This is a genomic window from Amycolatopsis taiwanensis DSM 45107 (assembly GCF_000519205.1).
Taxonomy (GTDB): Bacteria; Actinomycetota; Actinomycetes; order Mycobacteriales; family Pseudonocardiaceae; genus Amycolatopsis_E; species Amycolatopsis_E taiwanensis.
This window is the reverse complement of sequence record NZ_JAFB01000004.1, coordinates 227,401-243,182: the sequence shown is the minus strand read 5'-3', so window position 1 is coordinate 243,182 and position 15,782 is coordinate 227,401. Positions and strand designations below refer to the sequence as shown.

General features: G+C 68.1%; 12 protein-coding genes. 7 read left to right on the top strand and 5 right to left on the bottom strand.

Translation table 11 applies throughout. The features are described from left to right. Positions 1 to 13: 13 nt before the first annotated feature. The 5 genes from nuoL to A3CU_RS0103570 all read left to right on the top strand — a co-directional run bounded on the left by nuoL (position 14) and on the right by A3CU_RS0103570 (position 7,715). The gene (gene nuoL, locus A3CU_RS0103590) at positions 14 to 1,909 is read left to right on the top strand and encodes an NADH-quinone oxidoreductase subunit L (protein WP_027941101.1); all 1,896 of its coding nucleotides are present in this window, start codon (positions 14 to 16) and stop codon (positions 1,907 to 1,909) included. After that, the gene (locus A3CU_RS0103585) at positions 1,906 to 3,456 is read left to right on the top strand and encodes an NADH-quinone oxidoreductase subunit M (RefSeq protein ID WP_027941100.1); all 1,551 of its coding nucleotides are present in this window, start codon (positions 1,906 to 1,908) and stop codon (positions 3,454 to 3,456) included. The genes nuoL and A3CU_RS0103585 overlap by 4 nt, the downstream gene beginning before the upstream one ends. A 164-nt stretch (positions 3,457 to 3,620) precedes the next feature. Then, the gene (gene nuoN / locus A3CU_RS0103580; protein ID WP_027941099.1) at positions 3,621 to 5,171 is read left to right on the top strand and encodes an NADH-quinone oxidoreductase subunit NuoN; all 1,551 of its coding nucleotides are present in this window, start codon (positions 3,621 to 3,623) and stop codon (positions 5,169 to 5,171) included. A gap of 269 nt (positions 5,172 to 5,440) precedes the next feature. Beyond that, positions 5,441 to 6,460 carry a polyprenyl synthetase family protein gene (locus tag A3CU_RS0103575; RefSeq protein WP_027941098.1) on the top strand — a complete coding sequence of 340 codons (1,020 nt, stop codon included), beginning with the start codon at positions 5,441 to 5,443 and terminating at the stop codon, positions 6,458 to 6,460. 97 nt (positions 6,461 to 6,557) lie between these two features. After that, positions 6,558 to 7,715: a sunset domain-containing protein gene (locus tag A3CU_RS0103570; RefSeq protein ID WP_027941097.1), complete on the top strand. Its 1,158-nt coding sequence runs from the start codon at positions 6,558 to 6,560 to the stop codon at positions 7,713 to 7,715. A gap of 88 nt (positions 7,716 to 7,803) precedes the next feature. Here A3CU_RS0103570 and A3CU_RS0103565 read toward each other — a convergent pair whose 3' ends face one another. The 3 genes from A3CU_RS0103565 to A3CU_RS0103555 form a co-directional block, all read right to left on the bottom strand. Further along, positions 7,804 to 8,868: a 2-oxoacid:ferredoxin oxidoreductase subunit beta gene (locus A3CU_RS0103565; RefSeq protein ID WP_027941096.1), complete on the bottom strand. Its 1,065-nt coding sequence runs from the start codon at positions 8,866 to 8,868 to the stop codon at positions 7,804 to 7,806. Next, positions 8,865 to 10,769: a 2-oxoacid:acceptor oxidoreductase subunit alpha gene (locus A3CU_RS0103560; protein WP_027941095.1), complete on the bottom strand. Its 1,905-nt coding sequence runs from the start codon at positions 10,767 to 10,769 to the stop codon at positions 8,865 to 8,867. The genes A3CU_RS0103565 and A3CU_RS0103560 overlap by 4 nt, the downstream gene beginning before the upstream one ends. Before the next feature lie 353 nt (positions 10,770 to 11,122). Then, complete coding sequence (locus A3CU_RS0103555; RefSeq protein WP_027941094.1) at positions 11,123 to 11,572, bottom strand: Lrp/AsnC family transcriptional regulator; 450 nt, start codon at positions 11,570 to 11,572, stop codon at positions 11,123 to 11,125. Positions 11,573 to 11,741: 169 nt separating this feature from the next. Here A3CU_RS0103555 and A3CU_RS0103550 point away from each other — a divergent pair, with 169 nt between their 5' ends. Then, positions 11,742 to 12,602 (top strand): dimethylarginine dimethylaminohydrolase family protein, encoded by an 861-nt coding sequence (locus A3CU_RS0103550; RefSeq protein ID WP_027941093.1) that lies wholly within the window; start codon positions 11,742 to 11,744, stop codon positions 12,600 to 12,602. 240 nt (positions 12,603 to 12,842) lie between these two features. Here the strand turns inward: A3CU_RS0103550 and A3CU_RS0103545 are convergent, their stop codons facing one another. Continuing rightward, a complete protein-coding gene (locus tag A3CU_RS0103545) occupies positions 12,843 to 13,715 on the bottom strand; it encodes an LLM class F420-dependent oxidoreductase (RefSeq protein WP_027941092.1) in 873 nt (290 codons plus the stop codon). Between the two features lie 278 nt (positions 13,716 to 13,993). Between A3CU_RS0103545 and htpX the strand changes: the two genes are divergently transcribed. Continuing rightward, complete coding sequence (htpX, locus tag A3CU_RS0103540) at positions 13,994 to 14,857, top strand: zinc metalloprotease HtpX (protein WP_027941091.1); 864 nt, start codon at positions 13,994 to 13,996, stop codon at positions 14,855 to 14,857. A 7-nt stretch (positions 14,858 to 14,864) separates the two neighbouring features. Here the strand turns inward: htpX and rfbA are convergent, their stop codons facing one another. Continuing rightward, entirely contained in the window at positions 14,865 to 15,746 is an 882-nt protein-coding gene (gene rfbA, locus A3CU_RS0103535; protein WP_027941090.1) for a glucose-1-phosphate thymidylyltransferase RfbA, read from the bottom strand. Positions 15,747 to 15,782: the final 36 nt, after the last annotated feature.

Genomic DNA, 15,782 nt, shown 5'->3' with positions numbered 1-15,782 from the left:
AGAAAGGACCTAAGTGATCGCATCATCGTGGTTGCTGGTCGCGTTCCCGGCCGTGGGTGCGCTGATCTTGCTGGTCGGTGGGAAGCGCACCAACTCGTGGGGACACCTGCTCGGCTGCGCGACCGTCATTCTGTCCTTTGTGTACGGCCTGGTGCTGTTCCTCGGCAGTAACGGCAGCTCGTCCGACACCAGCTTCTTCTCGTGGATTCCCGTCGACACCCTCGGAGTCGACTTCGGGTTCCGGATCGACGCCCTGTCGCTGGTGTTCGTGCTGCTGATCACCGGCGTTGGTTCGCTGATCCACATCTACTCGATCGGCTACATGGCCGAAGACGCCGACCGGCGCCGCTTCTTCGGGTACCTCAACCTGTTCGTCGCCTCGATGCTGGTGTTGGTGCTCGGCGACAACTTCGTGACCCTCTACCTCGGCTGGGAGGGCGTCGGCCTGGCGTCCTACCTGCTGATCGGGTGGTACCAGGACCGGCCGTCCGCGGCGACCGCGGCGAAGAAGGCGTTCCTGATGAACCGGGTCGGTGACGTCGGCCTGGCCATCGCGATCTTCCTGATGTTCAAGTATCTGGGCACGGTCAGCTACGCGGGCGTGTTCGCCAACATCGGCCACGCCCCGCCCGGCGTGATCACCGCGATCGCGCTGCTGCTCCTGCTCGGTGCCTGCGGTAAGTCCGGCCAGTTCCCGCTGCAGGCCTGGCTTCCCGACGCGATGGAGGGCCCGACCCCGGTGTCCGCGCTCATCCACGCGGCAACCATGGTGACCGCCGGGGTGTACCTGGTGGCCAGGGCCAACCCGATCTTCAACGAGACCGCCACCGGGCGGCTGCTGGTGACCCTGGTCGGCGCGGTGACCCTGCTGATCGGATGCATCATCGGCTGCGCCTACGACGACATCAAGAAGGTGCTCGCCTATTCGACGGTGAGCCAGATCGGGTACATGATGCTCGCCGTCGGCCTCGGCCCGTTCGGCTACGCGCTGGGCATCATGCACCTGCTGACGCACGGCTTCTTCAAGGCCGGACTGTTCCTCGGCGCCGGCTCGGTCATGCACGGCATGCACGACGAGGTCGACATGCGCAAGTTCGGTGGCCTGTACAAGCGGATGCCGATCACCTTCGCCACCTTCGGGCTCGGTTACCTCGCGCTGATCGGCTTCCCGTTCCTGTCCGGCTACTACTCCAAGGACGCGATCATCGAGGCGGCGTTCGGGCAGCCCGGCTGGCAGGGGTGGGTGTTCGGCCTGTCCGCGATGCTCGGCGCCGCCCTGACCGCGTTCTACATGACCCGGCTGATGCTGATGACCTTCTTCGGCAAGGAACGCTGGAAGGACCTGCGCACCAGCGATGGCAAGGAGTTCCACCCGCACGAGTCGCCCCGCGTGATGACCGTGCCGATGATCATCCTGGCGGTCGGCTCGGTCGGCGCGGGCGCGTTCTTCTCGCTCGGCGACCGGCTCATCAACTGGCTGGCGCCGTCGCTGGGTGAGGTGGCCGAATCCGAACACTCGGCGCTGCCGCCGTCACTGATTCCGTGGCTGACCGTCGCCCTGGCCGCGCTCGGCGTGCTGATCGCCTGGCTCGTGGTGGGCCGGCGCGAGACCCCGGTCGAGCGGCCGGCGCGGGTGTCCGCGGTGGTCCGGGCCGCCCGCAAGGACCTCTACGGCAACGCGCTGAACGAGACGCTGGTGGCCAGGCCCGGCCTGTGGCTCACCCGGTTCTCGGTGTACCTGGACAGCCGCGGCGTCGATGGTGCGGTCAACGGGCTCGCCGCGGCACTCGGCGGCGGCTCGGGCCGGTTGCGGAGACTGCAGACCGGGTTCGTCCGCTCCTATGCGCTGTCCATGCTCGCCGGCTCGTTCGTGCTGGTCGCGGCTTTGCTGATGGTGAGGTTCTCATGAGTTGGCTGATCGCCCTCATCCTGGTGCCACTGGTCGGCGCGCTCGCGCTGGCCCCGCTGAAGCGGGACGACCGGATGGCGACCCGGGTCGCGCTCGCGTTCGCGGTCGTGGAACTGCTGCTGATCATCCCACTGTGGGCGGCCTATTCGCCCAGCGGCGCACGTATCCAAGAGGCGACGTCGATGGACTGGATCCCGTCCTTCGGCATCCACATCTCCTTCGGCGTGGACGGCATCGCGCTCGTCATGATCGCGGTGATCGCGTTCCTGGTGCCGATCGTGATGGGTGCCCTCGGCACCGCCGACAAGCTGCCGGAAGGCCGCACCGCGGCCGGGTTCTTCGCGCTGATCCTGGTGCAGGAGGCGCTGACCATCGGCGTGTTCGCGGCGACCGACGTGTTCCTGTTCTACGTGCTGTTCGAGATCATGCTGATCCCGATGTACTTCCTCATCGGCAGCTACGGCGGGCCGAACCGGCAGTACGCGGCGGTCAAGTTCTTCCTGTACTCGTTCCTCGGCGGCCTGATCATGCTGGCGTCGGCCATCGGCGCCTACGCGCTGGTTCCCGGCAAGGGCACGTTCGACTGGGCCACTCTGGTGAGTGTGGTGCGGGACGCGCCGCTGTCCACCCAGGTCTGGCTGTTCCTCGGGTTCTTCCTCGCGTTCGCGATCAAGGCGCCGCTGGTGCCGTTCCACACCTGGCTGCCGGACGCCGCGGGGGAGGCGCCGATCGGCGTGGCGGTGCTGCTGGTCGGCGTGCTGGACAAGGTCGGCACGTTCGGGTTCCTGCGGTACTGCCTGCCCATGTTCCCGGAGGCGAGCAAGACGCTGGCTCCGCTGGTGCTCGTGCTGGCCGTGATCGGCGTGCTCTATGGCTCCATCCTCGCGGCCGGGCAGCAGGACATGAAACGGTTCGTCGCCTACGTGTCGATCGCCCACTTCGGGTTCATCGCGCTGGGTATCTTCGCCTTCACCAGCCAGTCTCAGGTCGGCTCGGTGACGTACATGCTCAACCACAGCCTGGCCACCGGCATGCTGATCGTGGTGCTGGGCCTGGTGATCGCGCGTGGCGGGTCCACCCGGATCTCCGACTACGGCGGCATGGCGAAGGTGACCCCGTTGCTGGCCGGCATGCTGCTGGTCGCGGGTCTGTCCACATTGTCCTTGCCGGGCACGAACTCGTTCGTCAGCGAGTTCCTGGTGCTGCTGGGCTCGTTCGACACGCAGCCGGTGTACGCGACCCTCGCCACCGTCGGCATGGTCCTGGCCGCGGCGTACGTGCTGTGGCTGTACCAGCGGGTGATGACCGGACCGGTGCGGGGCAACGCCCTGGTCGGCGCCGGCGGCGGCCCCGGGACCGCGATCTCGCCGGAACTCGGGGCGAAGAAGGCGATCCGCGACCTGAACGGCCGGGAGCTGGCGATCCTGGTGCCGATGGTCGTGCTGATCATCGGACTCGGGTTCTATCCGAAACCGGTGCTGGACACGGTAACCCCCACGGTTCACGCGACTCTGTCGGCCGTCCACGGAGAGGCGCCCGCGAAATGACAGTGCGGCACCCAAGGCGACCACTGAACGCGCCTCCACCGAAGGTGTACGCCATCGCGGCGGCAGGGCGCCCATCAGCGGAAACGAACTTCGACGCGAGTAGTAGCGACCTGGCGACGCGATTGCGTGAGCGCGTAAGGCTGCAAGAAGACGGAGGCCACTGAATGAATCTCGCGCAGCTGATCTCAACTCCGCAGATCGATTACCCGGCGATCCTCCCGGTACTGATCGTGCTCTCCGCGGCGTGCGTGAGCGTGCTGTTCGAAGCCTTCCTGCCGCGGCCCCAGCGCTGGGGAGCGCAGGTCGGGCTGAGCCTGATCGCGATCGTGGTCTCCGGTGTCGCGCTGGGTCTGTACGTGCGCAGCTCGCCCAAGGTCGGGCTGACCACGTTGAGCGGCGCGATCTCGATCGACAAGCCGGCGCTGTTCCTCTGGGGCACGCTGTTGGCGCTCGGGTTCGCCGCCGTGCTGCTCATCGCCGACCGGTCGGTGGAACGCGGTGGCGCCTTCGTCGCGGAGGCTTCGATCCGGCCGGGCACGGTGCAGGACCAGGCGCAGGCGCGGACCGCCGTGATGCAGACCGAGGTCTTCCCGCTCACGCTGTTCGCGCTCGGCGGCATGATGACCTTCTGCGCGGCGAACGACCTGCTCACCATGTTCATCGCGCTCGAGGTGCTCAGCCTGCCGCTGTACCTGATGTGTGGCCTGGCGCGCCGGCGGCGGCTGCTGTCGCAGGAGTCGGCGGTCAAGTACTTCCTCCTCGGCGCGTTCTCGTCGGCGTTCTTCCTGTACGGGCTGGCGCTGCTCTACGGGTACGCGAACTCGGTGAAGCTGGCCGACATCGCGAACGCCGCGGCTGGTTCGGACCGGTCGGACACGCTGCTGTTCGCCGGGCTCGGCCTGCTCGTCGTCGGGTTGCTGTTCAAGGGCTCGGTGGGGCCGTTCCACACCTGGACGCCGGACGTCTACCAGGGTGCGCCCACGCCGGTCACCGCGTTCATGGCGGCGTGCACGAAGGTCGCCGCGTTCGGCGGGATTCTGCGCGTGCTGACCGTCGGCTTCGAGTCCACGAGCTGGCAGTGGCGCGGGGTGCTCTGGGCGGTGGCCATCGTGTCGATGGCGATCGGCGCCGTGCTCGGCATCACACAGACCGACGTCAAGCGCATGATCGCGTACTCGTCGATCGCGCACGCCGGGTTCCTGCTCGTGGGCACGATCGCGATGACCGGCCCCGGCCTGTCCGGGACGATGTTCTACCTGCTGGCCTACGGTTTCACCACGTTGGCCGCGTTCGGCGTGGTGTCGCTGGTGCGCGACTCGTCGGGCGAGGCGACGCACCTTTCGGCGTGGGCCGGGCTGGCGAAGCGCTCACCGGTGGTGGCCGCGGTGTTCACCTTCCTGCTGCTCGCTCTCGCCGGTATCCCACTGACCAGCGGTTTCGTCGGCAAGTTCGTGGTGTTCTCGGCCGCGCTGCAGGACGGCATGGCGCCGCTGGTGGTGATCGCGCTGGTGTTCAGCGCGGTCGCGGCGTTCTTCTACCTCAGGGTGATCGTGCTGATGTACTTCTCGCAGCCGTCCCCGGAAGGCCCGACCGTGAGCGTTCCCGGCATGCTCACCACCACCGCCATCACCCTGGGCGTGGTGGTCACCCTGGTGCTCGGCGTGGTCCCATCGATCGCGCTGAACTGGGCCAACGCAGGCGGTTTCGCGTTCTGACCCCTTGGTGCGGCGCGAGTCCCACCCTCCCGTCGGGTGAGTCCCACACTCCGGTAGCGCGAGTTCCACAGTCCCGTAGCGCGAGTTCCACACTCCGGTAGACCGGAACGTGGGACTCACGCGACGGGAAGGTGGGACTCGCGCGAGGCGGTGTCCCGTAGAACTTGTCACGATCGTCACCCGTGTGCCTGACAAGTAGTTCGAGGATCGTCTGCCCCTTGCTATTACGCTGATGACGACCGGTGTCAGGAGCGCGGAGGGCGAGGACGTTGTCGGTTCAGAGTGACGTGATCGAGGGTCTTCGCGCCAGCGTCGGGCTACGGATCGCGGACGAGCAGCTGCTGCGCACACTGGCTTCGGGACTTGGCGACGTGGAGAAGCTTCTCCGCGAGACCGCTCGCAGCGAGGTCAAGGAGGTCCACGAGGCCGCCGCGCACCTGTTCGAGGCCGGAGGCAAGCGGTTTCGTCCGCTGTTCACCCTCTTGTCGGCCCAGTTCGGCACGGGCAACCACGGCGGCGTCGTGACCGCTGCGACCGCGGTCGAGTTGGTGCACCTGGCCACGCTCTACCACGACGACGTGATGGACGAGGCCACGATGCGCCGCGGCGCGCCGACCGTGAACGCGCGCTGGGGCAACAGCATCGCGATCCTGACCGGCGACTTCCTGTTCGCGAACGCCTCGCGGCTGGTCTCCGATCTGGGCACGGACGCGGCCCGGATCATCGCGGAGACCTTCGCCGAGCTCGTCACCGGGCAGATCCGGGAGACCGCGGGCCCGGTCGACGGCGAGGACCCGCTCGAGCACTACCTGAGCGTGATCGCGCAGAAGACCGGCTCGCTGATCGCCACCGCCGGCCGCTTCGGCGGCATGGTTTCCGGCGCCGAGCCCGAGCACGTCGAGGCGTTGCGCCGGTTCGGCCAGATCGTCGGGACCGCGTTCCAGATCTCCGACGACATCATCGACATCGCCTCGCCGTCCCACGAATCCGGCAAGACACCGGGCACGGACCTGCGTGAAGGCGTGCGCACGCTGCCGATGCTCTACGCGCTGGCCGATCCCGACACCGACCCGCGGCTGGTCGAACTGCTGGCCGGGCCGATCTCCGACGACGGGCTGCTTGAAGAAGCGTTGGTGCTGCTCAGAGAGTCGAGCGGGCTGGATCGTGCCATGGGGACGCTGTCCGACTACGCTCGGCGGGCGAGTACGGAGCTGGCCACGTTGCCGGCGTCGCCGGCGCGAGATGCGTGCGAGTCGGTCGCACAGTATCTCGTCGCCCGCACCCGTTAAGTTTGGCCGCGACGCGACGCGAAGCGTCCGGCTTCAGGGGTGGTTGCTGTGGTGCTCCTGAGGGCGCCAACGCGGCCGGAAAGGAAGGACAGCGGGGATGTCCATCTTCGGACAGGTGTGGCTGTGGAGTATCGCGGCGTTCCTGGTCGGGACGCTGTTGACCTGGCTGCTGTTGGTCCGGCCGGTCCGCGCGAGAAACCGTGAGCTCGAGCGGAGACTCCGGGCCGCGCTGGCCGACCGCGCACCGGAACCGGCCGATGCGCCGCCGGCCAGGTTCTTCGAGCCGGAACCCGAGCCCGAGCCCTACCCGCCGCTGGACGAACCGGAGTTCTTCGACGGGCGGCCCGGGCCCCAACCGGAGTCGCTGGAGCGGTACCCGCGGGATCCCGAGTCGCTCGAGCACTTCCTGCCCGAATCGGAGCCGGCCGACGAGCGCGCCGGGTCCGCCTGGTTCCAGGAAGCCTCCGACGGTCCTGCCGAGCAGGACCGGAACGGGAACGGGTCGGCCGAACCGCCCGCGCAGGAGTTCCTGGCGGTCAGTTCGGTGCTGGAGCCCGACCGGGAGCTCGAAACCGAGCTGACCTCGGTCTTCAAGGTCGTGGACGAGAAGCCCGTCGAGGAAAACGGGTCCGAGCTGACCTCGGTCTTCAAGGCGGTGGACGACCAGCCCGACGAGGAACGGGGATCCGAGCGCGGGACGCTGTTCGACCCCGAGGGTCCCGCACCGGCCGGGTTGCCCGGCGCGAGTGTGCCGGACGCGCACCGGGAGCCGCCCGCTTATGCCTTCGGCGGCGATGACGCGCCGGGCGCCGGCGATGAGTCGGCGGCCGAGGCCACGCAGGTGCTGCCCCGGCGCCAGCCGCGGCAGGCCGACCACGACGGCGCCCCACAGGTGGCGCCGCCGTCGATGCGGCCGATCGAACGTCGCGAGCCCGTGCAACCCGACGAGGGCGGCCGCAGCGGCTCCCTCTTCGAACCGGCGGTGCGCCCGGGTGCCCAGGCCACGACGGAGGATCCGCCGCCCGCGCGCGCCCGTCAGCGGGATTCCGTGCTGCCGGCGGGACCGTTCGGCCCCGGCTCTGCCACGCCGCGCCCCGGCGGGGGCCGGCCCTCGGACGACTTCGCGGTCAAGGCGAGCGTCGCCGCGCTGCGCTACTGCACCGAGGATTCGCCGCACTTCCCGCGAATGATCGCCGAGGTCTGGTTCCGCACCGCGGCCGACGCCGAAAAAGTCGGCTTCCGCCCCATCGCCTAGGCTAAGCCGCTTTAAAGCGGCTAAGCCGCTTGCTGTGAGGCACGCAGCTTGCGCCGCTACCCGCACCGCCACGCAAGCCGGTTCGATACTAGGAAACCGTCCAGGTGTCCTTGCCGGTGAGGAGGGCCTGCAGGTCGGCCGGTTTGGCGGCGCGGGCCTGCTCGACCTGGGTCCGGGCCTGGTCGTCGTAGGTCGGACGCTCGACATTGCGGAAGATGCCGGTGGGGGTGTGGTTCAGGTGCTGGTCGCCGAGGCGCGACAGCGCGAACGCGTAGGCGCTGTCGGCGATCGTGGGGTCGTGGACCACCAGGTTCTCCTCGCCGACCTCCGACACCTTGGCGATCTCGAAACCGCCCCAGCGGCCTGCCGTCACGCCGTATTCCTGCTCCGGTCCGAACCGGATCGGCTCGCCGGCCTTGAGCGGGATGATCCGCCGCGTGGCCTCGTCCTTGTCCTTCAACACGTCGAAGGCGCCGTCGTTGAAGATCGGGCAGTTCTGGTAGATCTCCACCAGCGCCGAGCCGCGGTGCCGGGCGGCCGCGGTGAGCACCTCGGCCAGGCCCGCCCGGTCGCTGTCCAGGGCGCGGCCGACGAAGGTCGCTTCGGCGCCCAGCGCCAGTGAGATCGGGTTGAACGGGGTGTCCAGCGAGCCCATCGGAGTGGACTTCGTGACCATGCCCTGGTCCGAGGTGGGCGAGTACTGGCCCTTCGTCAGGCCGTAGATCCGGTTGTTGAACAGCAGGATCTTGAGGTTCACGTTGCGGCGCAAGGCGTGGATCAGGTGGTTACCGCCGATGGACAGGGCGTCCCCGTCACCGGTGACCACCCACACCGAGAGGTCCGGACGAGTGGTGGCCAGACCGGTCGCGATGGCCGGCGCGCGGCCGTGGATCGAGTGCATCCCGTAGGTGTTGAGGTAGTACGGGAACCGCGACGAGCAGCCGATGCCGGAGACGAAGACGATGTTCTCTCGCTTGAGCCCCAGCGTGGGCAGGAACGACTGCACGGTGTTGAGCACGACGTAGTCGCCGCAGCCCGGGCACCAGCGGACCTCCTGGTCCGACTTGTAGTCCTTGGCCTTCTGCGGCTCGTCGGTGGTGGGCACGAGGTCCAGCCCGCCTGCCGTCGGCAGGCCAAGGTCAATGGCGGTCATGAGAGGACTACCCCCTTGATGATGTCTGTGAAGACATGCTGGAGTTCTTCTGCCTTGAAGGGCAGGCCGGCCACCTTCGTGTGCGAGTGGACGTCCACGCCGTACTTGCCGCGCAGCAACAGCGCGAGCTGGCCCAGGTTCATCTCCGGCACGACCACCTTGTCGTAGCTGTGCAGAATCTCGCCGAGGTTGCGGGGCATCGGGTTGAGGTAGCGCAGGTGCGCCTGCGCGATCGGCAGCCCGTCGTTGCGCACCCGCCGGCAGGCGGCGCCGATGGGCCCGTAGCTCGAACCCCAGCCGAGCGCCAGCACACGTGCCTGGCCTCCGGAAGGATCGTCCACCGCGAGATCGGGCACCTTGACGCTGTCGATCTTGGCCTGCCGCAGCCGCACCATGTGGTCGTGGTTGTCCGGGTCGTAGGAGATGTTGCCCTTGCCGTCGGCCTTCTCCAGCCCGCCGATCCGGTGCTGCAGGCCGGGCGTACCCGGGATGGCCCATTCACGCGCCAGCGTCTCGGGGTCGCGCACGTACGGCCAGAACTCGCCGGAACCGTCGGTGGCATTGGGGTTGCCGGCGAACTCGACGGACAGGTCGGGCAGGTCCGCGACGTTCGGGACCAGCCACGGCTCGGAACCGTTCGCGATCGCGCCGTCGGACAGCAGCAGCACCGGCGTGCGATAGGCCAGCGCGATCCGGGTGGCCTCCAGCGCGATCTCGAAGCAGTCGGCGGGCGACTGCGGCGCCACGATCGGCACCGGAGACTCGCCGTTGCGGCCGAACATCGCCTGCAGCAGGTCCGCCTGCTCGGTCTTGGTCGGCAGCCCGGTGGACGGGCCGCCGCGCTGCACGTCGATCACCACCAGTGGCAGTTCGGTCATCACGCCGAGCCCGATGGTCTCGCTCTTGAGCGCGATGCCCGGCCCGGAGGTCGACGTCACCCCCAGAGCCCCGCCGTAGGAGGCGCCAAGCGCCGCACCGATGCCGGCGATCTCGTCCTCGGCCTGGAAGGTGATCACGCCGAAGTTCTTGTGCTTGGACAGCTCGTGCAGGATGTCCGACGCCGGGGTGATCGGGTAGGTGCCGAGCAGGATCGGCAGCCCGGACTGCTGTCCGGCGGCCACGATTCCGTAGGCAAGCGCGGTGTTGCCGGTGATCTGCCGGTAGGTGCCCTTGGCCAGCTTCGCCGGCGCCACCTCGAAGGTGGTCGCGAACGACTCGGTGGTCTCGCCGTAGTTCCAGCCCGCGCGGAAGGCGAGGATGTTCGCCTCGGCGATCTCGGCCTTGCGCGCGAACTTCTCGCGCAGGAACCGTTCGGTCCCCTCGGTCGGCCGGTGGTACATCCACGACAGCAGCCCGAGCGCGAACATGTTCTTGCACCGCTCGGCGTCCTTCTTGCCGAGCCCGGTGTCGGCCAGCGCACCCTGGGTGAGCGTGGACATCGCCACCTCGTGCACCTGGTAGGCCGCCAGCGTGCCGTCCTCCAGCGGATTGGCCTGGTACCCGACCTTGGTCAGGTTGCGCTTGGAGAACTCGTCGGTGTTGACGATCACCGTCCCACCACGTGGGAGGTCGTCGAGGTTGGCCTTCAGCGCGGCCGGGTTCATCACGACCAGCACATCCGGCCGGTCACCCGGGGTCAGGATGTCGTAGTCGGCGAAATGCACCTGGAACGAGGAGACGCCGGGAATGGTGCCCTGGGGCGCGCGGATCTCGGCCGGGAAGTTCGGCAGGGTGGCCAGGTCGTTTCCGAATGCGGCGGCCTCGGAGGTGAACCTGTCACCGGTCAGTTGCATACCGTCACCGGAATCTCCGGCGAAGCGGATCACGACGCGATCCAGCCTGGAGATCTCCGTGGGACGGGCAGCAGAAAGCGAGCCGTTGCCGTTGGCGGTTGTGCCCATGGGTCAGGGAATACCTCTCTCCCGGAGCCGATACCTCTACATTACTTCGTGTTTCGGTTCGCCGTGCGGCCGTGTGATCCGCCTTACCTGTGACAGATCGTAACGACTACCGTGTGTTTCTGATCAGCGCCCTCGTCTCCGCCGCGCGGGGTGTGATCACAGCGGTCCGGCGAAGCCCGCGGCGGACGATTTCCCGCTCCACTGCGTGCTCTCTTCCGGTCTGAACCGCACCGACCGGCGTGCCGCGAACACGACTCGGCGAGGCGCGACCCGCGGCCGGTCGCGGCGGTTCATCGCGACCCTGGGTAACCGTACGGGGGTCCCGGGCAGGTGTCCGTAATGTGAGAGCACGATCAGCCACCCCCGGCTGCCGGCGGGCGGTCCAGCAAGCGGGACAGCACCACCGTGGACACCGTGCGGTCCACGATGTCCAGTCCGCGCAACCGCTCGAGCGCGGTCTCGAGTTGATGGATGTCGGCGGCGCGAAGGTGCACGATCGCGTCGGCCGCGCCGGTCACCGTGTAGGCGGCGACCACCTCGGGCAGCGGTTCGACCCGGGCCCGGATCCGTGACGGCGACACGTTGCCCCGGCAGTGCACCTCGACGAACGCCTCGGTGCCCCAGCCGAGCGCCTCGGGGTCGACGACCGCGGTGAACCCGCGGAGTACGCCCCTGTCGAGCAGCCGGTCGACCCGGCGCTTCACGGCCGGAGCCGACAGCCCGACGACCTTCCCCACCTCGGCGTAGCTGGACCGCGCGTTCGCCACCAGGCACGAAACGATTCGCTGATCTAACGGGTTCATATGCAATATTTAGCAGCTATCTACGCAAAGAACAGCGATTGATTGTCCCTGAATCGAACTTTACCTTTGGATCATGACGATCCAGGTGCAGACGGAACTCCCGCGCGACGGCATGCCCGCATCCGGCGTAGCCGGCGCGGCCAGGACCCCGACCACCCGCCGCTACCTCATGTGCTCGCCGCGGTACTTCGCGGTCGACCACGCGATCAACCCGTGGATGGACCCGGCGCGGCCGGTCGACGTCCAGCGGGCGGTGGAGGAGTGGACCCGACTTCGCGACACCTACCGGCAGCTGGGACACACCGTGGAGGAGATCAAACCCGTCCCCGGCCTGCCCGACATGGTCTTCGCCGCGAACGGGGCGACCGTGATCGGCGGCCGGGTGCTGGGCGCGCGGTTCCGGGCGGCACAGCGGGTCGCCGAGGCCGAGCACTACCGTCAGTGGTTCGTCGAGCACGGCTATCGCGACGTGGTGATGCCCGCGAAGGTCAACGAGGGCGAAGGGGACCTCATCTGGACGGGAGACCTGCTGCTGGCCGGCACCGGCTTCGGCGACCCCCTGCACGTTGTGGGTGACGACGGGGCAGAGTTGGAACCGTTGCCGGACAAGCCGTTCCGAACCGACCCCACGGCACACGCCGAGGCGCAGGAGGCGCTCGGCGTACCGGTGCTGTCGCTGCGGCTGGTCGATCCCCGGTACTACCACCTGGACACCGCCCTGATGGTGCTCAGCGCAGCGACCGAGACTTCGCCCGCGCAGATCGCCTACTACCCGGAGGCGTTTTCCCCAGGATCGCGCCGCGCGCTGGCCCGGCTGTTCCCGGACGCGGTCCTCGCCGAGCCGGAGGACGCGGAATGCCTCGGTCTCAACGGCGTTTCCGACGGTTACAACGTGGTGCTTCCCGCCGAGGCGACGGGGCTGGCCGAACGACTGGCGGCACGCGGCTACCGGCCGGTCCCGGTGGAGGTCTCCGAACTCCGCAAGTCCGGTGGCGGCCCGAAATGCTGCACCCTGGAGCTTCGCGGCTAAAACCTCGCGAGTCCCCCTTTCCCGTCGGGTGAGTCCCACGTTCCGGTCCACCGGAACGTGGGACTCGCGCTACCGGAACGCGGAACTCGCACGACGGGAGTGTCGGACACGCACGACGGGAGTGCGGGACTCGCGCGACGGGAGTGTGGGACTCGCGCGACGGGAAGGTGGGACTCGCGCGACGGGAGTGTGGGACTCGCGCCTGGCGCTTTGTGTCAAAGCGGCAGGCGCGCGCGACGCTCAGTAAGAGTGAGCTTCCGGAAGGATGTCCTTCGCGAAGGTTTCGATCGTCTCGAGCTTCGGGCCGCCTGGCATGCCGCCGATGGCCACGTGCACGCCGAGCCCGGCCAGCCTGCGCAGCTCGGCCTTGAACTCGTCGATCCTCTCCCCGTTCGGACCGATGTCCATGAACAGGTACACGGTCTTGGTGATGTCGTCGTAGTCCCGGCCCTCGGCCTCGCAGTGCCCCCGCAACACGTCGAGCTTGTGCTCCAGCCCAGGGCCGGCGAAGAGGTTGCACGCCTGGCCGTATTTCGCCACCAGCCGCAGGGTCTTCTTCTCCCCACCGCCGCCGATCATGATCGGCGGGTGCGGTTTGGACAGCGCCTGCGGGACGTTCAGCAGCCGTTCCGCCTGAATGTGCCTGGAGTGGAACGGCTCATCCTTCTCCGACCACATTTCGAGCAGGTATTGCAGCGTTTCCTCGAGAATTTCGAAACGCTGCCCGGTGGGCGGGAATGGGAAGCCGAGCCCACGCGACTCCTCCTCGTTCCAGCCCGCGCCGATGCCGAGGATCGCGCGTCCGCCGGAGAGCACGTCCAGGGTCGTGATCGCCTTCGCGAGCAGGCCGGGTTGCCGGTAGTGCGCGCCGGTGACCAGGGTCAGCAGCTTGGCCCGCTCGGTGTGCGCGGCCAGGAAGCCCAGCGTGGTGTACGCCTCCAGCATGTCGTTCTCGGCCGGCCCCACGGTGCTGATCTGGAAGAAGTGGTCCATCACCGCGAGGTATTCGAAACCAGCTTGATCGGCCGCCCGCGCCGCCTCGGCGAGGTCCGAGCCGAGCCGAGCCGGCCCGCCGGGCCAGGTGAAGTCGGGAATCTGTAATCCTAGCCTCATGTATCGGAGCCTATACCCGGAGTTACTCCAGGTAGGGCGTATTTTTCCGGGTGCCGAAACGATTGCCCGCCCGTTGTTCACCCGTATTGTCCCGGTTTTCTCCGGTGTGCTCGGCCTGGCACCACCGCGCGGGTGACCGGCCGGTGACGGCAACGGCTTGTTCCGGGCTACTCGCGTGCGGTGATGGGGTGGAATTTCCACCCATGCAACAAATGTGAAGGAACTTAACATCTACTTCGCTCGTTTAATTGGCCGGAAGTAGTGGGAAAGGGAGCACCGTGCACAAGCACCACAACATGGTGAAGACCGCGCTGCTGCTCGGCCTACTGAGCGCCATCATCATTGGGATCAGCTCACTGTTCGGCCGCAACGCGCTGTTCATCGGGCTGGCCGTCGCGCTGGGCATGAACGCCTACGCGTACTTCAGGTCCGACACCCTCGCCTTGCGCGCGATGCGGGCGCGTCCGGTCTCCGAGGCCGAGCAGCCCATGATGTACCGCATCGTGCGCGAACTGGCCACCGCATCCCGGCAGCCGATGCCACGCCTGTACATCAGCCCCACCGCCGCGCCCAACGCGTTCGCGACCGGACGTAACCCCCGCCACGCCGCGGTGTGCTGCACCACCGGCATCCTCCAACTGCTGAACGAACGGGAACTCCGCGCCGTCCTGGGGCACGAGCTTTCCCACGTCTACAACCGCGACATCCTGATCTCCTGTGTCGCCGGGGCGCTGGCCAGCGTGATCAGCCTGCTCGCCAACCTCGCCGTGTTCGCGCAGTTCGCGGGCGGCGGTGACCGCGAGGACACCAACCCGTTGGCCTCGCTGCTACTCATCCTCGTCGGCCCGATCGCGGCCAGCGTCATCCAGCTGGCCGTCAGCCGGTCGCGCGAGTACCAGGCCGACGAGTCGGGCGCCCGGATCACCGGGGACCCGCTCGCCCTGGCGTCGGCGCTGCGCAAGCTCGAGTACGGCACGAGAGCGGCCCCGCTGGTGCCCGAACCTCAGCTGGTCTCGCAGGCCCACCTGATGATCGCCAACCCGTTCCGGCCCGGCGAAAACCTCACGCGCCTGTTCTCCACTCATCCGCCGATCCCGGAGCGCATCCGGCGCCTGGAGGAGATGGCTCGCCGCGGCCTGTGACCCCCGATCAGGCGGTGGCGCCGGCCGCGCGCGCGACGTTCACCACGTAGTCGCCGTACCCGGAGCTGGACAGCTTGCGGCCCAGGGCCAGGCACTGGTCCGGGTCGATGAAGCCCATGCGCAGCGAGACCTCCTCGAGGCAGGCGATGCGCACGCCGGTGCGGTGCTCGAGCACCTGCACGAACTGGCCGGCCTCGAGCAGCGAATCGTGCGTGCCGGTGTCCAGCCAGGCGAAGCCGCGGCCCAGGTCGACCAGCTTCGCCCGGCCCTGGCGCAGGTAGGTCAGGTTGACGTCGGTGATCTCCAGTTCGCCTCGCGCGGACGGGGTGAGCCCGCGGGCGATCTCGACCACCTGGTTGTCATAGAAGTACAGTCCCGTGATCGCCTGGTTCGACCTGGGCCGGGCGGGCTTCTCCTCGATGGAGACCAACCGGCCGTCCCCGTCGGTCTCACCGACGCCGTACCGCTGCGGGTCCTTGACCGGGTAGCCGAACAGCACGCATCCGTCCAATGAGGACGATTCCTGACGCATGCGGTCGGAGAATCCTTGCCCGTAAAAGATGTTGTCGCCCAGCACGAGCGCGACAGCGTCGTCACCGATGAAGTCAGCGCCGATCAGGAACGCCTCGGCGAGGCCGTTCGGGCTGGGCTGCTCGGCGTAGCTCAGCCGCAACCCGAACTGGTCGCCGGAACCGAGCAGGCGCTGGAAGTTGGGCAGGTCGGTGGGGGTGGAGATGATCAGGATCTCCCGGATTCCGGCGAGCATCAGCACCGAGATCGGGTAGTAGATCATCGGCTTGTCGTACACCGGCAGTAGCTGCTTGGACACGGCCTGCGTGATCGGGTGCAGGCGAGTTCCGCTTCCACCTGCCAGCACGATGCCTTTCATGGCGCCCACCCTATCGGTCTGCCTCATCGCCTCGTG

Excerpts from the sequence above, each read along its gene's own strand:
- A3CU_RS0103585 (WP_027941100.1), top strand. The coding sequence starts at position 1,906 with ATGAGTTGGCTGATCGCCCTCATCCTGGTGCCACTGGTCGGCGCGCTC.
- nuoN (WP_027941099.1), top strand. The coding sequence starts at position 3,621 with ATGAATCTCGCGCAGCTGATCTCAACTCCGCAGATCGATTACCCGGCG.
- A3CU_RS0103570 (WP_027941097.1), top strand. The coding sequence starts at position 6,558 with ATGTCCATCTTCGGACAGGTGTGGCTGTGGAGTATCGCGGCGTTCCTG.
- A3CU_RS0103565 (WP_027941096.1), bottom strand. The coding sequence starts at position 8,868 with ATGACCGCCATTGACCTTGGCCTGCCGACGGCAGGCGGGCTGGACCTC.
- A3CU_RS0103560 (WP_027941095.1), bottom strand. The coding sequence starts at position 10,769 with ATGGGCACAACCGCCAACGGCAACGGCTCGCTTTCTGCTGCCCGTCCC.
- A3CU_RS0103555 (WP_027941094.1), bottom strand. The coding sequence starts at position 11,572 with ATGAACCCGTTAGATCAGCGAATCGTTTCGTGCCTGGTGGCGAACGCG.
- A3CU_RS0103550 (WP_027941093.1), top strand. The coding sequence starts at position 11,742 with ATGTGCTCGCCGCGGTACTTCGCGGTCGACCACGCGATCAACCCGTGG.
- A3CU_RS0103545 (WP_027941092.1), bottom strand. The coding sequence starts at position 13,715 with ATGAGGCTAGGATTACAGATTCCCGACTTCACCTGGCCCGGCGGGCCG.
- rfbA (WP_027941090.1), bottom strand. The coding sequence starts at position 15,746 with ATGAAAGGCATCGTGCTGGCAGGTGGAAGCGGAACTCGCCTGCACCCG.